We start from the raw sequence: 19,430 nt of genomic DNA, 5'->3' as shown, positions 1-19,430 counted from the left end.
TGAGGTGATGGTAGCCATGGAGCTGCGCTCAGACGCTGTCGTGTTCTTCGGCGTGACCGGGGATCTGGTCGCCAAGAAGCTGTTCCCGGCGCTCTACGAGCTGACCCGACGCGGTCGGCTGGACCTGCCGGTCATCGGGGTGGCCCGATCGCGCTGGGACGACCAGCAGTTGATCACGGCGGCCCGCAAGTCGGTGGTCGAGGCGAACGACCGCGTCGACGACGAGGCCTTCGACCGGCTCGCCGGGAACCTCACGATGATCTCCGGTGACTACGCCGACCCGGCCACCTACCAGCACCTCGCCGAGGCGCTCAGCACCGCCGAGCGGCCGCTCTTCTACCTGGCCATCCCGCCGACCGTCTTCGGCGCGGTGGTCGACGGCCTGGCCGCCGTCGGGCTGGCCGCGCGCGGCCGGGTGGTCGTCGAGAAGCCGTTCGGCCACGACCTGGCGTCGTCGTACGAGCTGAACGACGCCCTGCGGGCGGCCTTCGCGCCGGAGCGGATCTTCCGGATCGACCACTACCTCGGCAAGGAGTCCGTGGAGGGTCTGCGGGTCTTCCGCTTCGCCAACCGGCTCTTCGAGCCGCTCTGGAACGCCGAACACATCGACAACGTCCAGATCACCCTCGCCGAGGGCTTCGGCACCGAGGGCCGCGCCGGGTTCTACGACCGGATGGGCGCCACCCGGGACGTGCTGCAGAACCACATGCTCCAGGTCGTCGCCCTGCTCGCGATGGAGCCCCCGACCGGGGCCGGCGACGACGCCTTCCGCGAGGAGGAGGTCCGGGTGCTGCGCCAGGTCGAGCCGCTGTCGCCGGACTCCACCGTCCGGGGGCAGTACGCCGGCTACACCGACGAGCCCGGGGTGGCGCCGGATTCCCGCACCGAGACGTTCGTGGCCACCCGGTTGCGGGTGAACTCGCCCCGCTGGGCCGGGGTGCCGTTCTACCTGCGCACCGGCAAGCTGATGCCGGGCACCGCCACGGAGGTGGTGGTGGAGTTCAAGGCGCCGCAGCGCGACCTCGTCCCGGCCGCCGACGGGGCCGGCACCCAGCCGAACCTGTTGCGCTTCCGGCTGGGCCGCAACGACGGGATCACCCTGTCGATCCAGGCCAAGGATCCCGGCGCCGAGGTGTCGTCCCGACCGGTTGAGCTGCCGGTCGACTTCGACGCGGCGCTCGGCCATCGCCGCGAGGCCTACGAGCGGCTGCTCGACGACGCCCTGGACGGGCGGCACCTGCGCTTCGCCCGCGAGGACGCCATTGAGCAGGAGTGGCGGATCGTCGAGCCGGTCCTGGACCTGACCGAGCCGGTGGCGTCGTACCCCAAGGGCAGCTGGGGCCCGGCCGACGCGGAGGCGATGGCCGGCGGATGGCACCCGCCGACCCTGCGCTGAGGCCGCGGGTCGGTGGGGTGGGCGGGTCCGCAGCGCCGCGGGCCCGCCCGCCCGACCCACCCGCGGCGGGCCGCGCGCAGGTCGACGCCGCGCCCGGGAAGCCGCCCGCGCACCGGCGCTACGCTGGGACGATGACCGACGCCGAAGCCCCCGCGGGTTCGGCGACGGCCGCGCCCCGGCTCACGGCCGCAGGCCGCCGAACCCGCGACCGGATCGTCGCGACCGCGGCGGAGCTGATGTTCGCCAAGGGGGTGGCGGGCACCAGCATCCCCGACGTGCAGCAGGCGGCCCGGGTCAGCGCCTCGCAGATCTACCACTACTTCGGCGACAAGAACGAGCTGGTGCGCGCCGTCATCCGCCACCAGATCGAGCGGACCATCAAGGGCCAGCAGCCACTGCTCGACCGGCTGGACAGCATCGAGGCGCTGCGGGCGTGGTGCGCCGCCACGGTCGAGGTGCAGCGGCAGCGCGACTGCGCGGGCGGCTGCGAAGTGGGCTCGCTGGCGAGCGAACTGGTCGAGACCTGCGAGACGATCCGCGCCGACCTCGCCGCGGCCTTCGACCGGTGGGAAGCGCCGATCCGCGAGGGGCTGCACCGGATGCGCCAGCGCGGCGCGCTCGTCGCGCACGCCGACCCCGACCAGTTGGCCACGGCGCTGCTCGCGGCGGTCCAGGGCGGTCTGCTGCTCACCCAGGTCCGACGCTCCCCGACACCGTTGCAGGCAGCGACCGACGCGGCGATCGGCTACATCGAGACCTTCACCGCCTGACGAGCGACACCACCGTTGTCCGGTATGGACGGTGTGCCCCGCACCGGCCTCCGTGATCGGCGTACGGATGCGTCGGCCGCGATCGGACGGGGCTGTCCGACCAGCCGCCGCCCGGGTACCGTCCGGATGATCGCGGTCGATGGCGGACGCGGTGACCGGTGCGGGGCGCCCCGACGGGCGGCCGGCGACAGGCCCGGCGTCCGGCGGACGGAGGGGCGCATGCGAAAGATCAGAGCTGGGCTGTGTGTGGCGGCGATGCTCGCCGTCGGAATGGTGGCCGCGCCACCGGCGTCGGCGGCCGACGTGGGCAGCGCCACCGTGGTGCCGATCCAGGTCACCGGGGATCCGGCCAAGCGGTTCAACCTGGTGCTGCTGGGCGACGGCTACACCGAGGCGGATCTGCCGACGTTCCGGTCGCACGTGGACAAGCACCTCAACACGCTGTGGACGATCGAGCCGTTCAAGTCCTACCGGAGCTACTTCAACGTCTACGCCGTGGAGATCGCCTCGGCGGAGTCCGGCGTGGACTGCGACCCGGGGCTGACCGATCCGCAGCGGGACACCGTGCTGGACATGGGCTTCTGGGGCGGCTGCAACCCCAACAGCGTGCAGCGCCTGCTGTCGGTCGACGGCGCTGCTGCGAACACCTACGCCAACCTGGCGACCGGCACCAACCCGGGCAACCGGCAGCTCATCGCGCTGGCCAACAGCAACACCTACGGCGGCGCGGGCGGCACCAACGCCACCGCCTCCGGGGGCAATGCGCTCTCCGCGCTGATCAGCCCGCACGAGATCGGGCACTCGCTCGGCGGCCTGCAGGACGAGTACGACTACTACGCCCGTGGCGTCGCCGGCGACACGTACACCGGGGGCGAGCCCTCCTCCGTGCACCACACCGTGCTCACCGAGCAGCAGATGCGTGACACCCAGGCCAAGTGGTGGCGCTGGCTGGGCGAGCCGAGCGAGTCCGGCGGCACGATCGGCCGCTACGAGGGCGGCATGTACCTGCAGCGGGGCGTGTGGCGACCGAGCCAGCACTCGATGATGAAGTCGCTGGGCTTCTACTTCGACCAGGTGGCGCGGGAGCGGATGACCCAACGCATCGCCGCCCGGGTCGGCATCCTGCAGGACGCCACACCGACCGACCGGCCGATCGGCGCCGACCGGGTCGTCTGGGTGGAGACCCTGCACCCGGTGAGCCACGAGCTGAGCGTCACCTGGTCCGTCGACGGCGCCGCCGTACCGGGCACCGGTAACGCCCGCAGCCTCGACCTGCGCGCGCTGCGCCTCGCCGCCGGGACGCACACCGTCAGCGCGACGGTGACCGACCCGACCCCGTTCGTGCGCGACCCGGCGATCCGGGACTCGCCCGCGCTGACCCAGCGCCGGACGTGGACCGTCGACACCGCGCTGAGCACCTCGCCGGCCGCCGGCGCGTTGGCGATCACCGCGGCCACCGCGACCGACCGCCCGGTCGGCGCCCGGGACACGGTGTACGTGCAGGCGAACCACCCCACCGACCGGGTGCCGGCGGTGCGCTGGACCCTCGACGACCGGCCGGTGGCCAACCCGGGCCACGACGGTGACCTGGAGCTGGCCGCGCTGGATCTGGCAAGTGGCACCCACCAGCTCACGGCGACGGTGCGCGACCTGGTGACGCACGAGTCGCTGACCCGCAGCTGGACGGTCGACGCGACCCGGCCGCAGGTCGACTACGACCTCTCCGCGCCGCTGCTCACCACGACCCGGCCCGGCAAGCCCACCGAGTACCTGTACAACGGCCCGTTCGGCATGAAGCTGACCGGCACGGACGACGGCCAGGGCCAGGTCACCCCGGAGTTCCGCCTGGACCGCGACGGGTGGCACAACTACTACGGCTGGCCCACCGACGCGCAAGCGCCCTTCCTGTTCACGGCCACCGGCACCGACGTCGACGGCCTGGTCTACGGCAACCTCGGCTCGGGGGGCCTGTCGGTGTCGCCGTTCGCCACGCGCACCCCCGGCTACGGCCGGCACACCATCGAGTACCGGGGCATCGACGCCGTCGGCAACATCGGCGCGGCGAAGGAATTCGTGGCCACGCTGATCCCGTCGCCACCGGCGTGCACCGACGTGATCTCCGGCCGGCACTCGGGTGCGCTGGTGGTCACCTCCGGGGTCACCTGCCTGCGCGGGGCGACCGTCTCCGGCGCGGTGGTCGTCCGGCCCGGTGCCGCACTGGTCGCCGAGCGGTCCTCGATCTCGGGCAGCCTGGCGGCGACCGGGGCGGACGCCGTCGAGCTGTTGAACACCACCGTGCGCGGCGCGGTCACGGTGACCGGCACCACCGACCACGTCACGGTGGTGGGGACCGAGGTGACCGGGGCGATGCTGCTCTCCGGCAACGTCACCGGCACGACCGCACCCATCGTCGCCGGCAACGAGGTCACCACGCTGCACTGTTCCGGCAACAGCCCCGCGCCGGTCGACCTCGGCGCGCCGAACACCGTCTCCGGCGCGGCGTCCGGCCAGTGCCGCGCGGGGTGACGCCCGGCTGACCGGTCACGTCCCGGCCCCGTCACCTGCGCAGCTCGGTGGCGGGGCCGGGAACGTGATCGGGATCGCTCACGGCCCGGCTACAGCGCCGGGTTGGTCTCCGGCGCACGCCGGTAGGTCAGTCTGTCGTAGACGGCGACCGCGACCAGGATCAGCGCCGCGGTGACCACCGCGGCGAGCGGTCGCATGAGCACCATGGGTGGCGCCGCCAGGCCCAACGCCAGCACACCGACGAAGAGTACGTACGAACGCCGCCTGCCGTTACTCGGCGGCGCAAGGAAGGCTCGCCCGATCAGGAACAGCGCCGGACCGCCGAAGATGATGACCACCAACGCCCAGTCGATCGGCGGGTCCGGGTCCTCGACGACCTGCCCGAAGCCGACCGCGGTGCAGATGATGCCGCCGACGATGAGCAGCAGGCTCAGGCTCGCCCACTGGGACAGTTGCAGCTCCTCGCCGGCCGAGCTGCCGGAGTTGGCGGGCGCCGCCCGGATCTGCCCGCTGTGGTAGAAGTAGATCCGCCAGTACGCGACCACGGCCAGGAACGCGGCGACCAGGATGGCGGTCCGCTCGATCGAGAGGCCCGGGAAGCTCACGGCGAAGCCGGTTTCCACCATCACCTCCGCCAGAGCGATCATGAAGAACTGGTTGTATCGCTCGGCAAGGTGCGGAAAGGCGATCCTGACGCCGCCGCGCCGGATCGCCCTGATCGGGGTGGGCCAGTTGGTGGCGGCGCCGAGCACCTCGATGGCGAGGGCGACGGTCCAGAACACGCCGCGGCCGGTGCCGCCGCTGATCGCGCCGCCCACCCACAACACCCCGGTCGCCAGGTGCCAGCACAGCACTCGGGCCGGCCCCGGCCACATCGGATGACCACGCAGGGCGAGCGTCAGGTAGAGCGGTCGACCGATCTGGATGACCACGTACGTGCAGGCGAAGACCACGCCTCGCTCGCCGAACGCCTGCGGTAACGAGACCGCCAGTATCAACGTGCCGAACATCGTGGCCAGCAGCACCACCTGAAGGTCGGTGCGGCGGGGGTCGAACGTGCTCGCCATCAGCGCGTTGAGGGACCAGATCATCCACATCGCGGTGAAGAACAGCAGCGTCTGGCCGGCCTCCGAGAGCAGCGTGTGCCGGACGATGGTCAGGTCGTCGGCGACCCGTCCGGCGAGGCGGGCGAGGGCGAAGACATAGACGATGTCGAAGAGCAGCTCCAGGACGGTGGCCTCGCGAGGGCTCGTGCTGTCCCCCAGGCCCCGGATCCCGGCTCGGGTCAGCATGTCCGTCTTGGTCCGATTCGCGCCCCCATTGCGGTCAGTTCTACCACGGACGTTCAGGTTTTCGGGCCGACACGGGCCGGGCTCCAGCCCCACCCGACGGTGAGCGGCGCCGGCCCGAGCGAGTTGCCAGACCGCCGTACAGCTATCCATACTTGTGAATGTTCCTGAGCCGGACATGATCGGGCTCCCGGGCAGCCCCGATCGCACCCCTGCCTGCATCGGCCTTCCGGAGGAACCCCATGAGAGTTCGGCTCAGATTGCTCGGCGCCGCCCTGACGGCCGCCGCGCTCACCCTGCTGGCCGCGGTGACCGCCACCGCCCCGGCGTCGGCGGCGTCGCTGACGGAGGTGACCGGCTTCGGCACCAACCCCAGCAACCTGCGGATGTACCTCTACGTGCCGGACCGGGTCGCACCGCGGCCGGGGCTGCTGGTCGCCGTCCACTACTGCACCGGCAGCGGGCCGGCGTTCCACTCCGGCACCCAGTTCGCGTCCCTGGCCGACCGCTACGGCTATCTGGTGATCTATCCGTCGGTGACCCGCAGCAGCCAGTGCTTCGACGTCTCGTCCCCACAGGCGCTGCGCCGGGACGGCGGTAGCGACCCGGTGGGGATCATGTCGATGGTCAACCACGTCCGGCAGCGGTACGACGTCGACCCGGCCCGGATCTTCGCCACCGGCGTGTCGTCCGGGGCGATGATGACCAACGTCCTGCTCGGGCTCTATCCCGACGTGTTCAGCGCCGGCGCCGCCTTCGCCGGCGTGCCGTTCGGCTGCTTCGCCACCACGAACGGCTCGGAGTGGAACAGCGAGTGCGCCAACGGCCAGGTCGTGAGGACCCCGCAGGCCTGGGGCGACCTGGTGCGCAACGCGTACCCCGGATACACCGGCGAGCGGCCACGGATGCAGCTCTGGCACGGCACGAACGACGAGACACTGCGCTATCCGAACTTCACCGAGGAAATCAAGCAGTGGACCAACCTGCACGGTCTCGGCCAGACGCCGACGTACACCGACACCCCGCAGTCCGGCTACACCCGAACCCGCTACGGCGGCAGCGGTGGCACGGCGCCGGTCGAGGCGATCAGCATGCAGGGCGTCTCGCACAACCTGCCGGTCGACGCCGCCCAGGCGATCCGCTTCTTCGGCCTGGACACGTCCACCCCGCCGCCCACCACACCGCCGCCGACCACTCCCCCGCCGGGCGGCGCCGCCTGCCGGGTGGCGTACGCGGTGAACGCCTGGAACAGCGGACTGACCGCGTCGGTGACCATCACCAACATCGGCGCCACGACGGTCAACGGCTGGAGCCTCGCCTTCACCCTGCCCGGCGGCCAGGGCATCACCAGCGGCTGGAACGCCTCCTACGCTCCGGCCAGCGGCGCGGTGACCGCCCGCAACGTCTCCTACAACAGGACCATCGCGCCCCTCGCGTCGGTGAACATCGGCTTCCAGGCCACCCACACCGGCGACACCGGGCGGCCGACGTCCTTCACCTTGAACGGCGCTGGCTGCGCGGTCACCTGACCGGTCGGCGCGCGGCGGCGGGTCGGCCGGACGTTCCGGCGCCCGCCGCCGCGCGCGGGCGGGCGGCCAGCGTGGCAGCGCGGCGCTCAGCCGGCCAGGGCCGCCGGCACCGGCACTCCGAGGTGGGTGAGGAGCGCCGCGACCTCGTGGCCGAGCTCGACGCCCACCGCGGCGACGTCGTCGTTGCCGAACGAGGCGAACGCGCGGCTCGGCTGCTCGATGTGGAAGCGCGTGCCGCCACCGTCGTCGTCGCTGGTGATGGCGGTGCGCAGCGGGGCGTAGAGCATGACCGCGGGGTCGTGGCGGAACATCCGCTCGGCGGTGGTGTGGTTGCCCATCAGGTATTCGACGCAGTGCCCCGGGTCACCGGCGAGCCGCATCATCGGCTGCAGATCTCCGGTGCTCCAGTAGATCAGGAAACGGTACGGCGCCCGCTCACGCATCAGGTCGAGCACCTCCGGCCAGGGCGCCTTGCGGACCACCAGCGCGTTGAACGCCTCGGCGTCGTACGGCGGCACGGCCGCCTCGTACTGCCGGCGGAACTCGGCGAAGGAACGGTCGACCGGGATGTCGAACCGCAGCGCCTGGTAGTGGTGCTCGCTCGCCACCCCCGCTGGCATCATCCCGAACCTCCGGCTTGTTCACGCCTTATGCGTACCTTATACAGATTTTGAATTCGAGTCGCGGGGAGCCGTGCCCCTGCCCCCGCCGGGTGGACCGCAAACCGCGAAGGCGGCACCCGAACCGGGTGCCGCCTTCGGTCGGTCCGCGCTACGCGATGCGGCGGATCGCCCGGACCGCGACGTAGACCAGCACCAGCGCCAGGAGCACGAAGATCCCGGTCTCGATGCCCTGGAACAGCCAGAAGCGCCCCGCCGGCTGGTACAGCTGCCAGTTGTAGGCGCCGGGCTCGAGGCCGAGCTCGGCTCCGCAGCCTCGGCCGGTCGGCCCCAGGGCGCCCGGCGGGCACTGCAGTCGGGTGTCGCTCACCACCATCTGTCCGTCGGGGTTGCGGACGCCGCTGGAGAGGATCCAGTTGCCGCGGCCGCCAATCGGTTCGCCGTTTCCCGTCACCGGAAAGGTCAGGGTGCTGGCGGGCTGGTAGTGCGGTCGCGCCAGCACGGCCACCGCCGCCCGTACGCCCGCGTAGCCGACCAGGGTGATGGCCATGGCGGGCAGCATCCGGCGCCAGAGGGTGCCGGCGAAGATGCCGAGCGCCACCGCGAAGAGGGTGTAGCCGATCGGGACGATGCCCTGCAGGTCGAAGACGATGTAGCCGAGCCGGCCCTCGTGAGCGGCCTGGGTCAGCGGGTCGACCCACCATGACATGCCCAGCCCGTAGCCGACCGCGGCGGTCAGCACGACCGCGCCGGCCAGGCCGAGCTTCACCAGGACCCACCGCCGCCGGCTGATCCCCTGGGTCCAGACGAAGCGGTGCGTGCCCTGCTCCACCTCGCGGGCGACCAGCGGCGCGCCCCAGAAGAGGCCGACCAGCATCGGCAGCATGACGAGCAGCACGGCCACCAGGTTCAGGGCACCGTACCGGTTGGTGAACCGGCGGTACCCCGCCTCGCAGGCTTCCACCGTCGCCGGTGCCACGTCGGCCCGGGCCAGGTCGCGCACACAGGCGGGCAGCCCGAGCTCGGCGAAGGTGCTCCGCATCGCCACCCCGATCGGGATCATCACGGCGGCGAGCAGCGCGAACCCGAGGAGGGTGAACAGCAGTTGCTTACGGTGCTGCCGCCAGGCCAGCCAGATCATGCCGGTACCCCCCACTCGGTGTGGCTCGCCGTGGTGTCGCCGTCGGCCAGATAGGCCAGGATGAGGTCCTCCAGGCTGACCTCGCGGACCGTCCACGACGGATCGGTGATCGGCCCGTCGGTGCGGACGAGCAGCGTGGACTGCCGGTCGGTGTGGCTGGCCCGGACCACCGCCGCGACCCCGCCGAGCGGGCCGCCGTCGTGCCGGGGGCCGATGAGTTGCCGATGGTCGGCGACGATCTCGTCGACCGTGCCGACGAGCTGCACCCGGGCGGCGTTCAGCACGATCAGGTAGTCGCAGACCCGTTCCAGGTCGGCCAGCAGGTGCGAGGAGAGCAGGACCGTGGTGCCGGCGTCGGCGACACTGCCCATCAGCGACTGGAGGAACTCCCGCCGAGCCAGCGGGTCCAGGCTGGCCACCGGCTCGTCGAGCAGCAGCAGCCGGGGCCGCTTGGCCAGCGCGAGGGCGAGGGCCACCTGCGCGCGTTGGCCGCCGGAGAGTTTGCCGACCGGCTTGTCGGGCGGGATGCCCAGCTGGGCCAGCCGGTTACGGGCCAGCGCTCCGTCCCACCGCCGGTTCAGCTTCTCACCCGCGACGACCAGCTCCGCGGCGGTGAAGTCCCGGAACAGCGGGGTGTCCTGGGCGACGAACCCGATGTCGGCAAGAATCTTCGTGTTGTTGTAGGGCGAGTCGCCGAACACCCGGACCGCCCCCGCGTCGGCCCGGAGCAGGCCGACCGCCAGGTGCAGCAGCGTGCTCTTGCCGGCGCCGTTCGGGCCGACGAGGGCGGCGATCCGCCCGGCTGGCAGACGTAGCGAACAGTCTCGCAACGCCCAGGTCTTTCCGTACCGTTTGCCGAGTTGGTCGGCCTCCAGGACCACGTCCATCTCTGTCCTCTCATTCCGCTCGCGCGGACTCCTTCTGCGGTGTGTCGTCGGCGAGTGCGGCCCGCATGGTGGTCTCCACCAGGGCGATGACGTCCTCCGGCGTGAGCCCGGCCGCCCGCGCGCGGTGCAGCCAGGTCTCCAGGTCGGCGCGCAGCTCGGCCTGGTTGGGCAGCGACGCGCCGGCCAGGGTGCGCTCGACGAACGTCCCGACCCCGGGTCGGCCGGCCACCAGGCCCTCGATCTCCAGTTCCCGGTACGCCTTGAGCACCGTGTTCGGGTTGATCGCCAGCGACTGCGCGACCTCGCGAACCTTCGGCAGCTGGTCGCCCGGCACCAACAGGCCGACCCGCAGCGCCTGTTTCACCTGCTGCACCAGCTGCATGTAGGTGTTCACCTTGGACCGACTGTCCAGCACAAACTCGATCACTCGAGATGATCCTCTCTATTGTCCTACGGCAGTAGGACAAGTCAGAGCATCGTCTCGAGGAGAGTCGCTGTCAAGGGTCTTGACGGCGCGTCCCGCCGCGTGTCGACCAGCAAACCTCGCGCCGCGACGCCGACATCGCGGTCGCCGGTCAGGACCGAATTTCGTTGATCTTGTCGCGGGCGACCGAGGCGAGGGTGCTGAGCCGGTGCCCCTGCCCGCGGAGGAAGGCCTCGGTGAAGTACTTCGCCTGCTCGTACCGGATCTTGCCGGGCATCGGCGGCTCGTTCGGGTTGACGTCGCAGTCCACCAGCGCCGGCCCGGGGTGCGCGAGGGCGTCCCGAATCGCGTCGGGCAGGGCTTTCGGGTCGGTGACCTTGACGCCGTACGCGCCGCAGGCCCGGGCCCAGGCCGCGAAGTCCCCCTCCGGCTGCCGGTGCCGCACGGCGTACTCGGGGTAGCCGAGGATGATCTGCTCCCAGAGGATCTCGCCGTAGGCGTTGTTGTTGTTGATGACCACCTTGATCGGCAGCTCGTGCCGCACGGCGGTGAGGAACTCGGCCATCAGCATGGCGAACCCACCGTCCCCGACGAACGCGATGACCTGCCGGCGGGGGTACGCGTGCTGCATCGCGATCGCGTACGGCAGGCCGGGGGCCATGCTGGCCAGATTGCCGGAGAGGTAGTACTCCCGCCCGCCCCTGATCGTCCAGTGCCGTGCCGACCAGGTGGTGATGGTGCCGGAGTCGCTGGTCAGGATGGCGTCGTCGGTCGCCGCCTCGTCCACGCAGGCCATCAGGTACTGCGGGGCGATCGGGTGCCGCCGCGAATCCTGCAGGCTGGCCATGTCGCCGCGCCACGCCTGCGTCTTGCGTCGGTACTTCTCCAGGAACGACCGGTCGGGCTGGTGCTGGACCAGGGGCAGCAGGTGCCGCAGCGCCAGCCGGGCGTCCGCGCAGACCCCCGCGGTCACCGGCAGCCGCATGCCGATCAGGCCCGGGTCGACGTCGATCTGCACCACCCGAGCCTGGTCAGGCTTGGGCAGGTACTGGGCGTACGGATAGGAGGTGCCCACCATGAGCAGCGTGTCGCACTCCTCCATCAGCTCCTCGCTGGGTCGGGTGCCGAGCAGGCCGAGACCGCCGGTGGTGAGCGGATGGTCGTCGGGCACCACCATCTTTCCCGGCAGCGTCTTGACGATCGGGCTGCCCAGGGCGTCGGCCACGGCGAGCACCTCCTCCCGCGCGCCGCGAGCCCCCACCCCGACCAGCATCGCGATCTTGCTGCCCTGCCGGAGCACCTCGGCCGCGCGGGCGATCTCCGCCGGGTCCGGCGAGAGCCGAGGGTACGCGATGCCGGCCGCGCTCATCGGCGGCTTACCCGGGCCGACGTTCCGGTAGGGATCGGCGGAGGCCGGGGCCACCTGGAGGTCGTTGGGGAAGGTCAGGTGCGCGACGGTCCGCTTGCTGAGGGCGTCGCGGATGGCCAGGTCGACCACGCCCGGCACCTGCTGCGGGTTGGTGACGATCAGGTTGTACGACGCCACGTCCTGGAAGAGCAGCTGGGTGTGCACCTCCTGCTGGTAGTGCGTGCCGAGCACGGACGTCTCCTGCATGCCGGTGATCGCGAGCACCGGCACGTGGTCGAGCTTGGCGTCGTACAGGCCGTTGAGCAGGTGGATGGCTCCCGGCCCGGAGGTGGCGCAGCAGACGCCGAGCCGGCCGGTCGCCTTGGCGTAACCGGTGGCCATGAAGGCCGCCGCCTCCTCGTGGTGCACCAGGATGAACCGGAGCTTCTCCCGCTGCCGGCGAAAGCCCTCCATCAGGCCGTTGATGCCGTCGCCCGGCAGCCCGAAGATGGTGTCGACCCCCCAATCCACGAGCCGGCGGGCCAGGCTCTCGCCAACGATCTCCTGCACGTCGTTCCTCCTGGTGGTGGGCTGCCCGGGCGACGGCGGCTACCCGTCGTCGCCGTGGGCAAACCTCACGAGGACGCAAGAACGGGACGGCGCCGCCCAGCCGGGTCGGCGGGCCGCAGTCGGTAGCGATTCGGCCCGCGACCCGCGCCGGCGCTGGGAGACTCATCCGGTGGGTCGCTACCGGTGGCGGGGGACGTTGGGGCCGGCCGTGCCCATCGCCCCGGGCACCCGCGCCGACAAGTTCGAGCTCTTCTTCGACCTGGTCTTCGTGGTCTCGTTCTTCATCATCACCCGGGCCACCGCGGCGAACGTCACCCCCCGGGAGCTGCTGCACGCGCTGCTGGTGCTCGCCGTGCTCTGGTGGTGCTGGGTGGTGCACAGCGTCGTCGCCAGCCGGGTCCGGCTCGGTGAGGGCTTCGTCCCGGTGGCGATGGTCCTCGGCATGGCGGCGCTCTTCACCTTCGCGCTGGCCCTGCCCCAGGCGTTCGAGGACCCGCAGCACGGCGGCGCAGGGCCCATGCTGGTCGCGGTCAGCTACGTGGCGATCCGCCTCGTCCATCTGCTGCTCTACCTGCACGCGGTACGGGGGAAGGCGAACTCGCGCCGCAAGATGCTCCAGTTCCTGCCGGAGATGGCGGTCACCACGGTGCTGTTGATCGTCGCCGCAGTGCTTCCGCAGCACCTCGAAGATCCGGGGCTGGCGGTGCTGGTCCGCGACGGGCTGTGGGTCGCGGTCGTCATCATCCAGTACGGCAGCGGGCTCCTCGCCGGCACCTGGGGCTGGGAGCTCCCCTCCGCCGAGCACTGGACGGAGCGCTACGACCTGATCCTGATCATCGCGCTGGGCGAGTCGGTCATCTCCGTCGGCGTCGGCGGCAACCTGCTCGGCAAGCCGGTCACCTGGCAGGCGATCCCGGCGGCCATGCTCGGGATCATCTTCACCGCGGCCCTGTGGTGGGCGCACTTCGACTTCGTCGGGCCGGCCGCCCGGATCGCGCTGCACGCGGCCAAGAACGGCCCCCGGGTGGCGATGGCCCGGGACGCCTACGCATACCTCTACCTACCGATGATCGCCGGCGTGATCCTGTTCGCCATCGGCGCCGAGGAAGTCATCCGCGTCATCACCGACCCGGCCGGCGGGGTGGGCGAGCCGGCCCACGGTCCCGCCGTACCGATGCTCTTCGGTGGGGTGATGCTCTATCTCGCGGCCGACCTGGCGTTCCAGCTACGCACCCTGCACACGGTCCCGTGGACCCGGATCGGGGTGCTGGTCGTCCTGGCCGTCGCGCTGCCGATCGGCGGTGAGCTGCCCGCGCTCGCCGCCCTCGCCCTGCTCACCGCCATCTGCGTGGCGCTGGTGACGATCGAGGCGGTGGTCTTCGCGGACTCCCGGCGCGCCCTGCGTGCGGTCATCCTCGAGGAGAAGACCGCGCACGAGGCGCACGAGGTCGCCTGGCGCGCCCGCTGGCACGAGGGCGAGCCACCCACCGCCATGGACTGAGCACCGACGGTCCGGCCGCGGTCCCGCCTGCGCCACCCGAGTGAGCAGGCACCGCCGCCGCGGGCCGGCGGTCACCCGCCCCGAAACCGCCGGGGCCGCCGCCGTCCGACGACGGCGGCGGCCCCGGTTGGTGCCTGGGAGGTCAGCGGCGGGTGGCCACGCCCTCGGGCGTCCCGTCGACGGGGACCTGGTCGAGCGCGGGCGCCCCGTCGACCGCGTCGGCCGCGACGGCCGCCGAGCGGGCCGCGTCGGGCAGGTCGAGGCTGGTCCGCAGGGTCACCGGCTTGAGCAGGAGACCGGCGATGACGCCCACGACGGCGATGGCGGCGGAGATCAGGAAGATGTGTCCGGTCGCGTCGCCGTACGCGGCGCGGACGATGTGCTGCACCGCCTCGGGCAGGGCGTTGAGGTTGAGGCTGCTGGTCTCGCCCGAGCCGCCCCCGGCCGGGATCCCGGACGCCGCGAGGTCGTGGGTGATGCGGTCGGTGACCCGGCGGGCCAGGACGGCGCCGAGCACCGAGACGCCGATCGTGCCGCCGAGCGAGCGGAAGAACGCGACGGTGGAGCTGGCCGCGCCGATGTCCTTGAGCGACACGGTGTTCTGCACGGCGAGGACGAGGTTCTGCATGGTCATGCCGACGCCGGTGCCGACGATGAACATGGCCGCGCCGACCAGGTAGAGCGAGGTCTCGTGGTCGATCGTGCCGAGCAGCGCGAAGCCGACGACCAGCAGGATCGAGCCGACGACGATGTACGGCTTGATCCGCCCGCTCTTGGTGATCAGCCGACCGGCGACGATCGAGGAGAGCAGGACGCCGGCCATCATCGGGATGGTGAGCAGGCCGGCCTCGGTCGGGCTGTAGCCGCGGCCGATCTGGAAGTACTGGCCGAGGAAGACCGCGCCGCCGAACATGGCCATGCCGACCGCGAGGCTGCCGAGGATGGCCAGCGCGGTGGTGTGCTGACGGACGATGGACAGCGGGACGACCGGCTCGGCCGCCCGGGACTCGACCCAGACCGCCAGCGCGAGCAGGACGAGTGAGCCGCCGACCATGGCCGCGCTCTCCCAGGAGACCCAGGCGAACGAGCTGTCCACGAACGAGATCCAGATGAGCAGCACGCTGACGCCGGCGGCGATGAGCGTCGCGCCCAGGTAGTCGATCTTGACGTTCTCCCGGCGCACGGTGGGCAGGCGCAGGGTGGCCTGCAACAGGACCAGCGCGACGAGGGCGACGGGCACGCCGACGAAGAAGCACCAACGCCAACCGAGCCAGGACGTGTCGACGATGAGGCCGCCCAGCAGCGGGCCGCCGACCGTCGCGACGGCCATCACGCCGCCGAGGTAGCCGTTGTACCGGCCGCGCTCGCGCGGCGGGATCATCGCGGCGATCGCCACCTGGACGAGGGCCTGCAGCCCGCCGACGCCGATGCCCTGGAAAGCGCGGGCGGCGATGAGCTGGCCGGCGCTCTGCGAGAAGCCGGCGACGACCGAGCCCAGCAGGAAGACGACGATGGCGATCTGCACCAGGGACTTCTTGTTGAACAGGTCGGCGAGCTTGCCCCAGATCGGGGTGGTGGCCGTCGCCGTCAGCAGCGTCGCGGTGACCACCCAGGTGTACTGGGTCTGCGACCCGTTGAGCGAGCCGATGATCTTGGGGAGTGCCGTCGAGACGACGGTGCTGCTGAGCATGGCGACGAAGAGCACCAGCAGCAGGCCACTGAGAGCCTCCAGCGTCCGCCGGTGGGTCATCGGCGCGGCGCCGAGGGTTGTGGTGGGTGCGCTCATCGCGCTGCCTCCAGGTTGTCGTGGTTTCCGAGGGCGATCTCGATGTCGTGGGTGAACCGGTCGAGCGCGGCGCCGAGCGCCGTGACCTCGCCGGGAGTCCAGTCGACGAGCGCCCGGTCGAGCACCTCGCCGTACCAGTCGAAGGTGTCGGTCAGCGCGGCCCGGCCGGCCGGGGTGAGCGACAGGAAGCTGGCCCGCTTGTCGTCCGGGTCGGGTCGCCGCTGCACCAGGCCGTGGGCGACCAGGGCGGCGACGGCGCGGCTGACGGTCGACGGGTCGAGCCGGATCCGCTGGGCCAGCTCCCGGGCGTGGCAGCCGGTGGAGAGCCGGTCGATCTGCAGAAGGATGCCGACCAGGCCGGACGGCACAGCCGGCCGCTCGTCGGCCCGGCGCTGCTTGATCAGCCGGACGCCGTTGAGCAGACCGTGCAGCCGGAGGCCGAGTTCCCGTACGGAGTCGTCCACGTTCCCTCCCCGAGCCGAGATGGTTGCCTCAAACAATCATCTGCCAATCTTGCCCATCGGGCAAGTTTGCTCGTTGAGAACTCCATCACGGCCACGTACCCTTGGGAGCCATGGACGAGACCACGGGGCTGCGGGAACGCAAGAAGGCAGCCACCCGCCTCGCCCTGCACGAGGCGGCCCTGCGGCTCGCCATCGAAGAGGGGCTCGACCGGGTGACGGTCGAGGCGATCGCGGATGCCGCGAACGTCTCCCGGCGCACGTTCTCCAACTACTTCTCCAGCAAGGAGGAGGCCCTCTTCCACGGCGACACCATGCGGCTGAGCCGGATGCTGGAGCTGATCCGCGAGCAGCCGACCGACGAGCAGCCGTGGCCGGCGCTGACCCGGGCGGCGCTACGCCTGACCGAGGAGGCGTTCCACGACGCCGACCCGTCCTGGCTCACCCGCCGCCGGCAACTGCGCGGGCACCCCGGCCTGGCCGCCCACCAGGTCGCGGCGTACGCGACCATCGAGCGTGAGGTGGCCGCGGAGCTCGCGCTCCGGCTGACCGGCGCCGACGTGACGCTGCGGTCCCGGGTGCTGGCGTCGACCTTCCTGACCACCGTGCGGGTCGCCGTCCAGCACTGGTACGAGCATCCCGAGCGCCCGCTGATCGACACGGTCCGCGCCGCGCTCGCCGCGATGGCCCCCGCCTCGGCCGGCGCTCCCGTCGCCTGAGGCGGGCAACACCCCGCTCACGGCCGGGAACTCCTCCCCCGGTGACGGCACCCGCGGATCAGCGTCGGGTGTATCGGCGGCGTGAAATGTGCGGCGCCGAGCGTCCAGAACGCGTGAAGATCCTTGCCCGGGTCGACCCGGCTGCGATGTGCTGGATGACGTCGGGGGCGAGACCCCGGCCGAGGTGAGAAGGACGACGGTGGCGAGGTCCAAGCGACGCATCCCGACGGGCTGGTACGGGCCCGGCGGCGTACGGACGGTCGGTGCGGCCCAGACAGCGCCCGACCGTCCCCCGCGTCCGGGCTGCGTACGCCCGTAGCCCCCGTCGCCTCCACCGCGCCGTGCGGCGGGTCCGGCTCGGTTCGACCCCGGGCCCGCCGCACGGCCCTTCCCCGAAGAGAGCGCAGCCGTGTACGAGGAGCGGCATGAACGGCGTGCGCCCGGGAAGAAGCCGTTCGCCACGGTGGGTGACGGTGGGGAGGCAGTCGCACGAGGAACGAAGCGGACCGGGTGACCGGACCGGACAGCGCCGGGCAGCTCGACGGTCCCGCGCTGTCCCGGCCGGTGGTGCTCCGGCTGCTGGTGGTGCTGGCCGCCGCGTCGGGCTGCATCGACGTGTTCTGCGTGACCCGACTGGGCGGCTTCTTCGCCAGCGTGATCACCGGCAACCTGGTGCAGCTCGGCCACGCGGTCGTCACGACGAAGACGCAGTTGATGGCCGGCGGGGCCACGGCGGTCGGCGGCTACGCGCTGGGCGTGGCCGGGGGAACCCTGCCGCTGCGCCGACTCGGGTCGGGCTGGGGTCGGCGTACCGCGGGGGTGGCGGTGGTCCAGTCGGTGCTGCTGGCCTGCGTCGCGGCGGGCTGGTGCGTCACCGGCGGGCGGCCCGGGTACGCCTTCGGTCTGGCGCTGCTCGGTGCGGCGTCGGCTGCGAGCGGGGTGCAGAGCGTGATCACCCTCAGCGCCGGGATCCGCGGCGCCGCGACCACGTACCTGACCGGCTCGCTGACCAAGGTGGTCCGCGACGCGGTGCTCGACCCGCATCGGATCACCGCCGGCGCGGGCGGGATCTCCCGGCTGCTGGGGCTCTTCGGCGGCGCCGTGCTCGGCGCGCTGACGCTGACCGTGGCACCGAGGTGGGCGCCCGCGCTCGCGGCGGCGTTGGTGGTCGCGGTCGTGGTCGTCGCCGTGGGACTGGCCTGGCGGGACGCGACCACAGAGCGAGGGAGGCACGGGTGAGAGCCGTCGTCTACGAGGACGTCCGCCGGGTCGGGGTGCACGAGGTGCCCGATGCGACCCTGGAGGCGGAGACCGACGCCCTGATCCGGATCACCTCCAGCGCGCTCTGCGGCACCGACCTGCACATGTACGACGGGCGCACCGGGGCGAACGCCGGTCTGGTGCTCGGTCACGAGCCGCTGGGCGTGGTCGAGCGGGTGGGCGGTGCGGTGCAGACCATCCGGCCCGGGATGCGGGTGGTGATCCCGACACACCTCTTCTGCGGCACCTGCCCGATGTGCGCCCGGGGGCTCTCCGCCGCCTGTCTGCGGGCCCGGGCCGAGGGGCCGGGCGCCGCGTACGGCTACGCCGGGATGGGCCCCTACCGGGGCGCCCAGGCCGACCTGCTCCGGGTGCCGTGGGCCGACGCGAACTGCGTACGCCTGCCGGGCGAGCCCGGCGACGCCCGTGAGGACGACTTCGTACTGCTCGCCGACGCGTTCGTCACCGGCTGGCACGCGGCCGCCACCCTCGCCGGGGTCGAGGCGGGCGACACGGTGGCCGTGTTCGGCGCCGGCACCATCGGCCTGCTCAGCGCGTACTCGGCGGTGATCCTGGGGGCTCGCGCCGTGTACTGCGTCGACGGGGTGGACGCCCGCCTGGACAAGGCCGGTGAGATCGGGGCGACGCCGGTCGACTTCCGCCACGGCGACCCGGTGGAGCAGATCCGCGCCGACCGGGCCCGGGCCGGGCTGCCGCTCGGCGAGGAGAAGCTGGGCGGAGTGGACAAGGTCATCGACGCGGTCGGGTTCCAGGCCCGTGACCGGGAGCGCCCCGAGCGGGAGCGCCCCGACCAGGTGATCGCGGACGCGGCCCGGCTGGTCAACCCGACGGGCGCGATCGGGGTCGCCGGGGTGTACCCGGACAACGACCCGCACCCGGCTCCCGGCGCGAGCGGGCACGAGGAGCTGACCGCGCCGTGGGGAACGTTGTTCAGCAAGGGGGTGTCGGTCCGGTTCGGTCGCACCCACGACCGCCGGTACACCCTTCGACTGCGTGACCTGGTGGTCTCCGGCCGGGCCCGACCCGGCGTCGTCGTCACCCACCACGGCACGCTCGCGGCGGCGCCCGAGCTGTACCGCCGCTTCGACCGGCGCGAGGACGGGGTGATCAAGGCGGTGCTGCACCCGTAGGTGAGGTTGGCCTTGCGGAACAGTTCCGGAACATCCGCGACTCACAACACTC

General features: G+C 72.0%; 16 protein-coding genes. 8 read left to right on the top strand and 8 right to left on the bottom strand.

The annotated features are described in order from the left end of the window. The first annotated feature begins 16 nt into the window (after positions 1-16). The 3 genes from zwf (at position 17) to ACIBBA_RS24125 (ending at position 4,692) form a co-directional block, all read left to right on the top strand. Positions 17-1,396, top strand: a complete 1,380-nt coding sequence (zwf, locus tag ACIBBA_RS24135; protein WP_396700234.1) for a glucose-6-phosphate dehydrogenase — start codon at positions 17-19, stop codon at positions 1,394-1,396. A 131-nt stretch (positions 1,397-1,527) separates the two neighbouring features. After that, positions 1,528-2,166 carry a TetR/AcrR family transcriptional regulator gene (locus tag ACIBBA_RS24130; protein WP_396700233.1) on the top strand — a complete coding sequence of 213 codons (639 nt, stop codon included), beginning with the start codon at positions 1,528-1,530 and terminating at the stop codon, positions 2,164-2,166. Between the two features lie 219 nt (positions 2,167-2,385). Next, the gene (locus ACIBBA_RS24125) at positions 2,386-4,692 is read left to right on the top strand and encodes a M64 family metallopeptidase (protein ID WP_396700232.1); all 2,307 of its coding nucleotides are present in this window, start codon (positions 2,386-2,388) and stop codon (positions 4,690-4,692) included. 89 nt (positions 4,693-4,781) lie between these two features. On the opposite strand, the gene ACIBBA_RS24120 is transcribed toward ACIBBA_RS24125, so the two are convergent. Continuing rightward, complete coding sequence (locus tag ACIBBA_RS24120) at positions 4,782-5,984, bottom strand: low temperature requirement protein A (protein ID WP_396700231.1); 1,203 nt, start codon at positions 5,982-5,984, stop codon at positions 4,782-4,784. A 239-nt stretch (positions 5,985-6,223) separates the two neighbouring features. On the opposite strand from ACIBBA_RS24120, the gene ACIBBA_RS24115 reads away from it, so the two are divergent. Next, positions 6,224-7,510, top strand: coding sequence for a PHB depolymerase family esterase (locus ACIBBA_RS24115; RefSeq protein WP_396700230.1), 1,287 nt, complete (start codon positions 6,224-6,226; stop codon positions 7,508-7,510). Between the two features lie 86 nt (positions 7,511-7,596). Here ACIBBA_RS24115 and ACIBBA_RS24110 read toward each other — a convergent pair whose 3' ends face one another. The 5 genes from ACIBBA_RS24110 to ACIBBA_RS24090 form a co-directional block, all read right to left on the bottom strand. After that, positions 7,597-8,130, bottom strand: coding sequence for a hypothetical protein (locus tag ACIBBA_RS24110; protein WP_396700229.1), 534 nt, complete (start codon positions 8,128-8,130; stop codon positions 7,597-7,599). Positions 8,131-8,281: 151 nt separating this feature from the next. Beyond that, positions 8,282-9,271 (bottom strand): ABC transporter permease, encoded by a 990-nt coding sequence (locus ACIBBA_RS24105; RefSeq protein WP_396700228.1) that lies wholly within the window; start codon positions 9,269-9,271, stop codon positions 8,282-8,284. Next, the gene (locus ACIBBA_RS24100; RefSeq protein WP_396700227.1) at positions 9,268-10,158 is read right to left on the bottom strand and encodes an ABC transporter ATP-binding protein; all 891 of its coding nucleotides are present in this window, start codon (positions 10,156-10,158) and stop codon (positions 9,268-9,270) included. Before ACIBBA_RS24100 ends, ACIBBA_RS24105 begins: the two co-directional genes overlap by 4 nt. Positions 10,159-10,168: 10 nt before the next feature. After that, entirely contained in the window at positions 10,169-10,585 is a 417-nt protein-coding gene (locus ACIBBA_RS24095) for a GntR family transcriptional regulator (protein ID WP_357060435.1), read from the bottom strand. Between the two features lie 148 nt (positions 10,586-10,733). Continuing rightward, positions 10,734-12,500 (bottom strand): thiamine pyrophosphate-dependent enzyme, encoded by a 1,767-nt coding sequence (locus ACIBBA_RS24090; RefSeq protein WP_396700226.1) that lies wholly within the window; start codon positions 12,498-12,500, stop codon positions 10,734-10,736. A 169-nt stretch (positions 12,501-12,669) separates the two neighbouring features. Here ACIBBA_RS24090 and ACIBBA_RS24085 point away from each other — a divergent pair, with 169 nt between their 5' ends. Further along, entirely contained in the window at positions 12,670-14,001 is a 1,332-nt protein-coding gene (locus ACIBBA_RS24085) for a low temperature requirement protein A (RefSeq protein ID WP_396700225.1), read from the top strand. 142 nt (positions 14,002-14,143) lie between these two features. Here ACIBBA_RS24085 and ACIBBA_RS24080 read toward each other — a convergent pair whose 3' ends face one another. After that, on the bottom strand, positions 14,144-15,787 hold the full coding sequence (locus ACIBBA_RS24080; protein ID WP_396700224.1) for an MDR family MFS transporter: 1,644 nt from the start codon (positions 15,785-15,787) through the stop codon (positions 14,144-14,146). Then, positions 15,784-16,251: a MarR family winged helix-turn-helix transcriptional regulator gene (locus ACIBBA_RS24075; protein ID WP_396700223.1), complete on the bottom strand. Its 468-nt coding sequence runs from the start codon at positions 16,249-16,251 to the stop codon at positions 15,784-15,786. Before ACIBBA_RS24075 ends, ACIBBA_RS24080 begins: the two co-directional genes overlap by 4 nt. 110 nt (positions 16,252-16,361) lie before the next feature. Between ACIBBA_RS24075 and ACIBBA_RS24070 the strand changes: the two genes are divergently transcribed. The 3 genes from ACIBBA_RS24070 to ACIBBA_RS24060 all read left to right on the top strand — a co-directional run bounded on the left by ACIBBA_RS24070 (position 16,362) and on the right by ACIBBA_RS24060 (position 19,378). Continuing rightward, entirely contained in the window at positions 16,362-16,967 is a 606-nt protein-coding gene (locus ACIBBA_RS24070) for a TetR/AcrR family transcriptional regulator (protein WP_396700222.1), read from the top strand. 510 nt (positions 16,968-17,477) lie between these two features. Continuing rightward, the gene (locus ACIBBA_RS24065; RefSeq protein ID WP_396700221.1) at positions 17,478-18,206 is read left to right on the top strand and encodes a YoaK family protein; all 729 of its coding nucleotides are present in this window, start codon (positions 17,478-17,480) and stop codon (positions 18,204-18,206) included. Further along, complete coding sequence (locus ACIBBA_RS24060; protein WP_396700220.1) at positions 18,203-19,378, top strand: alcohol dehydrogenase catalytic domain-containing protein; 1,176 nt, start codon at positions 18,203-18,205, stop codon at positions 19,376-19,378. The genes ACIBBA_RS24065 and ACIBBA_RS24060 overlap by 4 nt, the downstream gene beginning before the upstream one ends. Positions 19,379-19,430 lie beyond the last annotated feature (52 nt).

Source organism: Micromonospora sp. NPDC051006, assembly GCF_044456245.1.
In the GTDB taxonomy this organism is placed as follows: Bacteria; Actinomycetota; Actinomycetes; order Mycobacteriales; family Micromonosporaceae; genus Micromonospora.
Note: the sequence above shows the minus strand (reverse complement) of the source record. Positions and strands in the feature narration are given on the sequence as shown.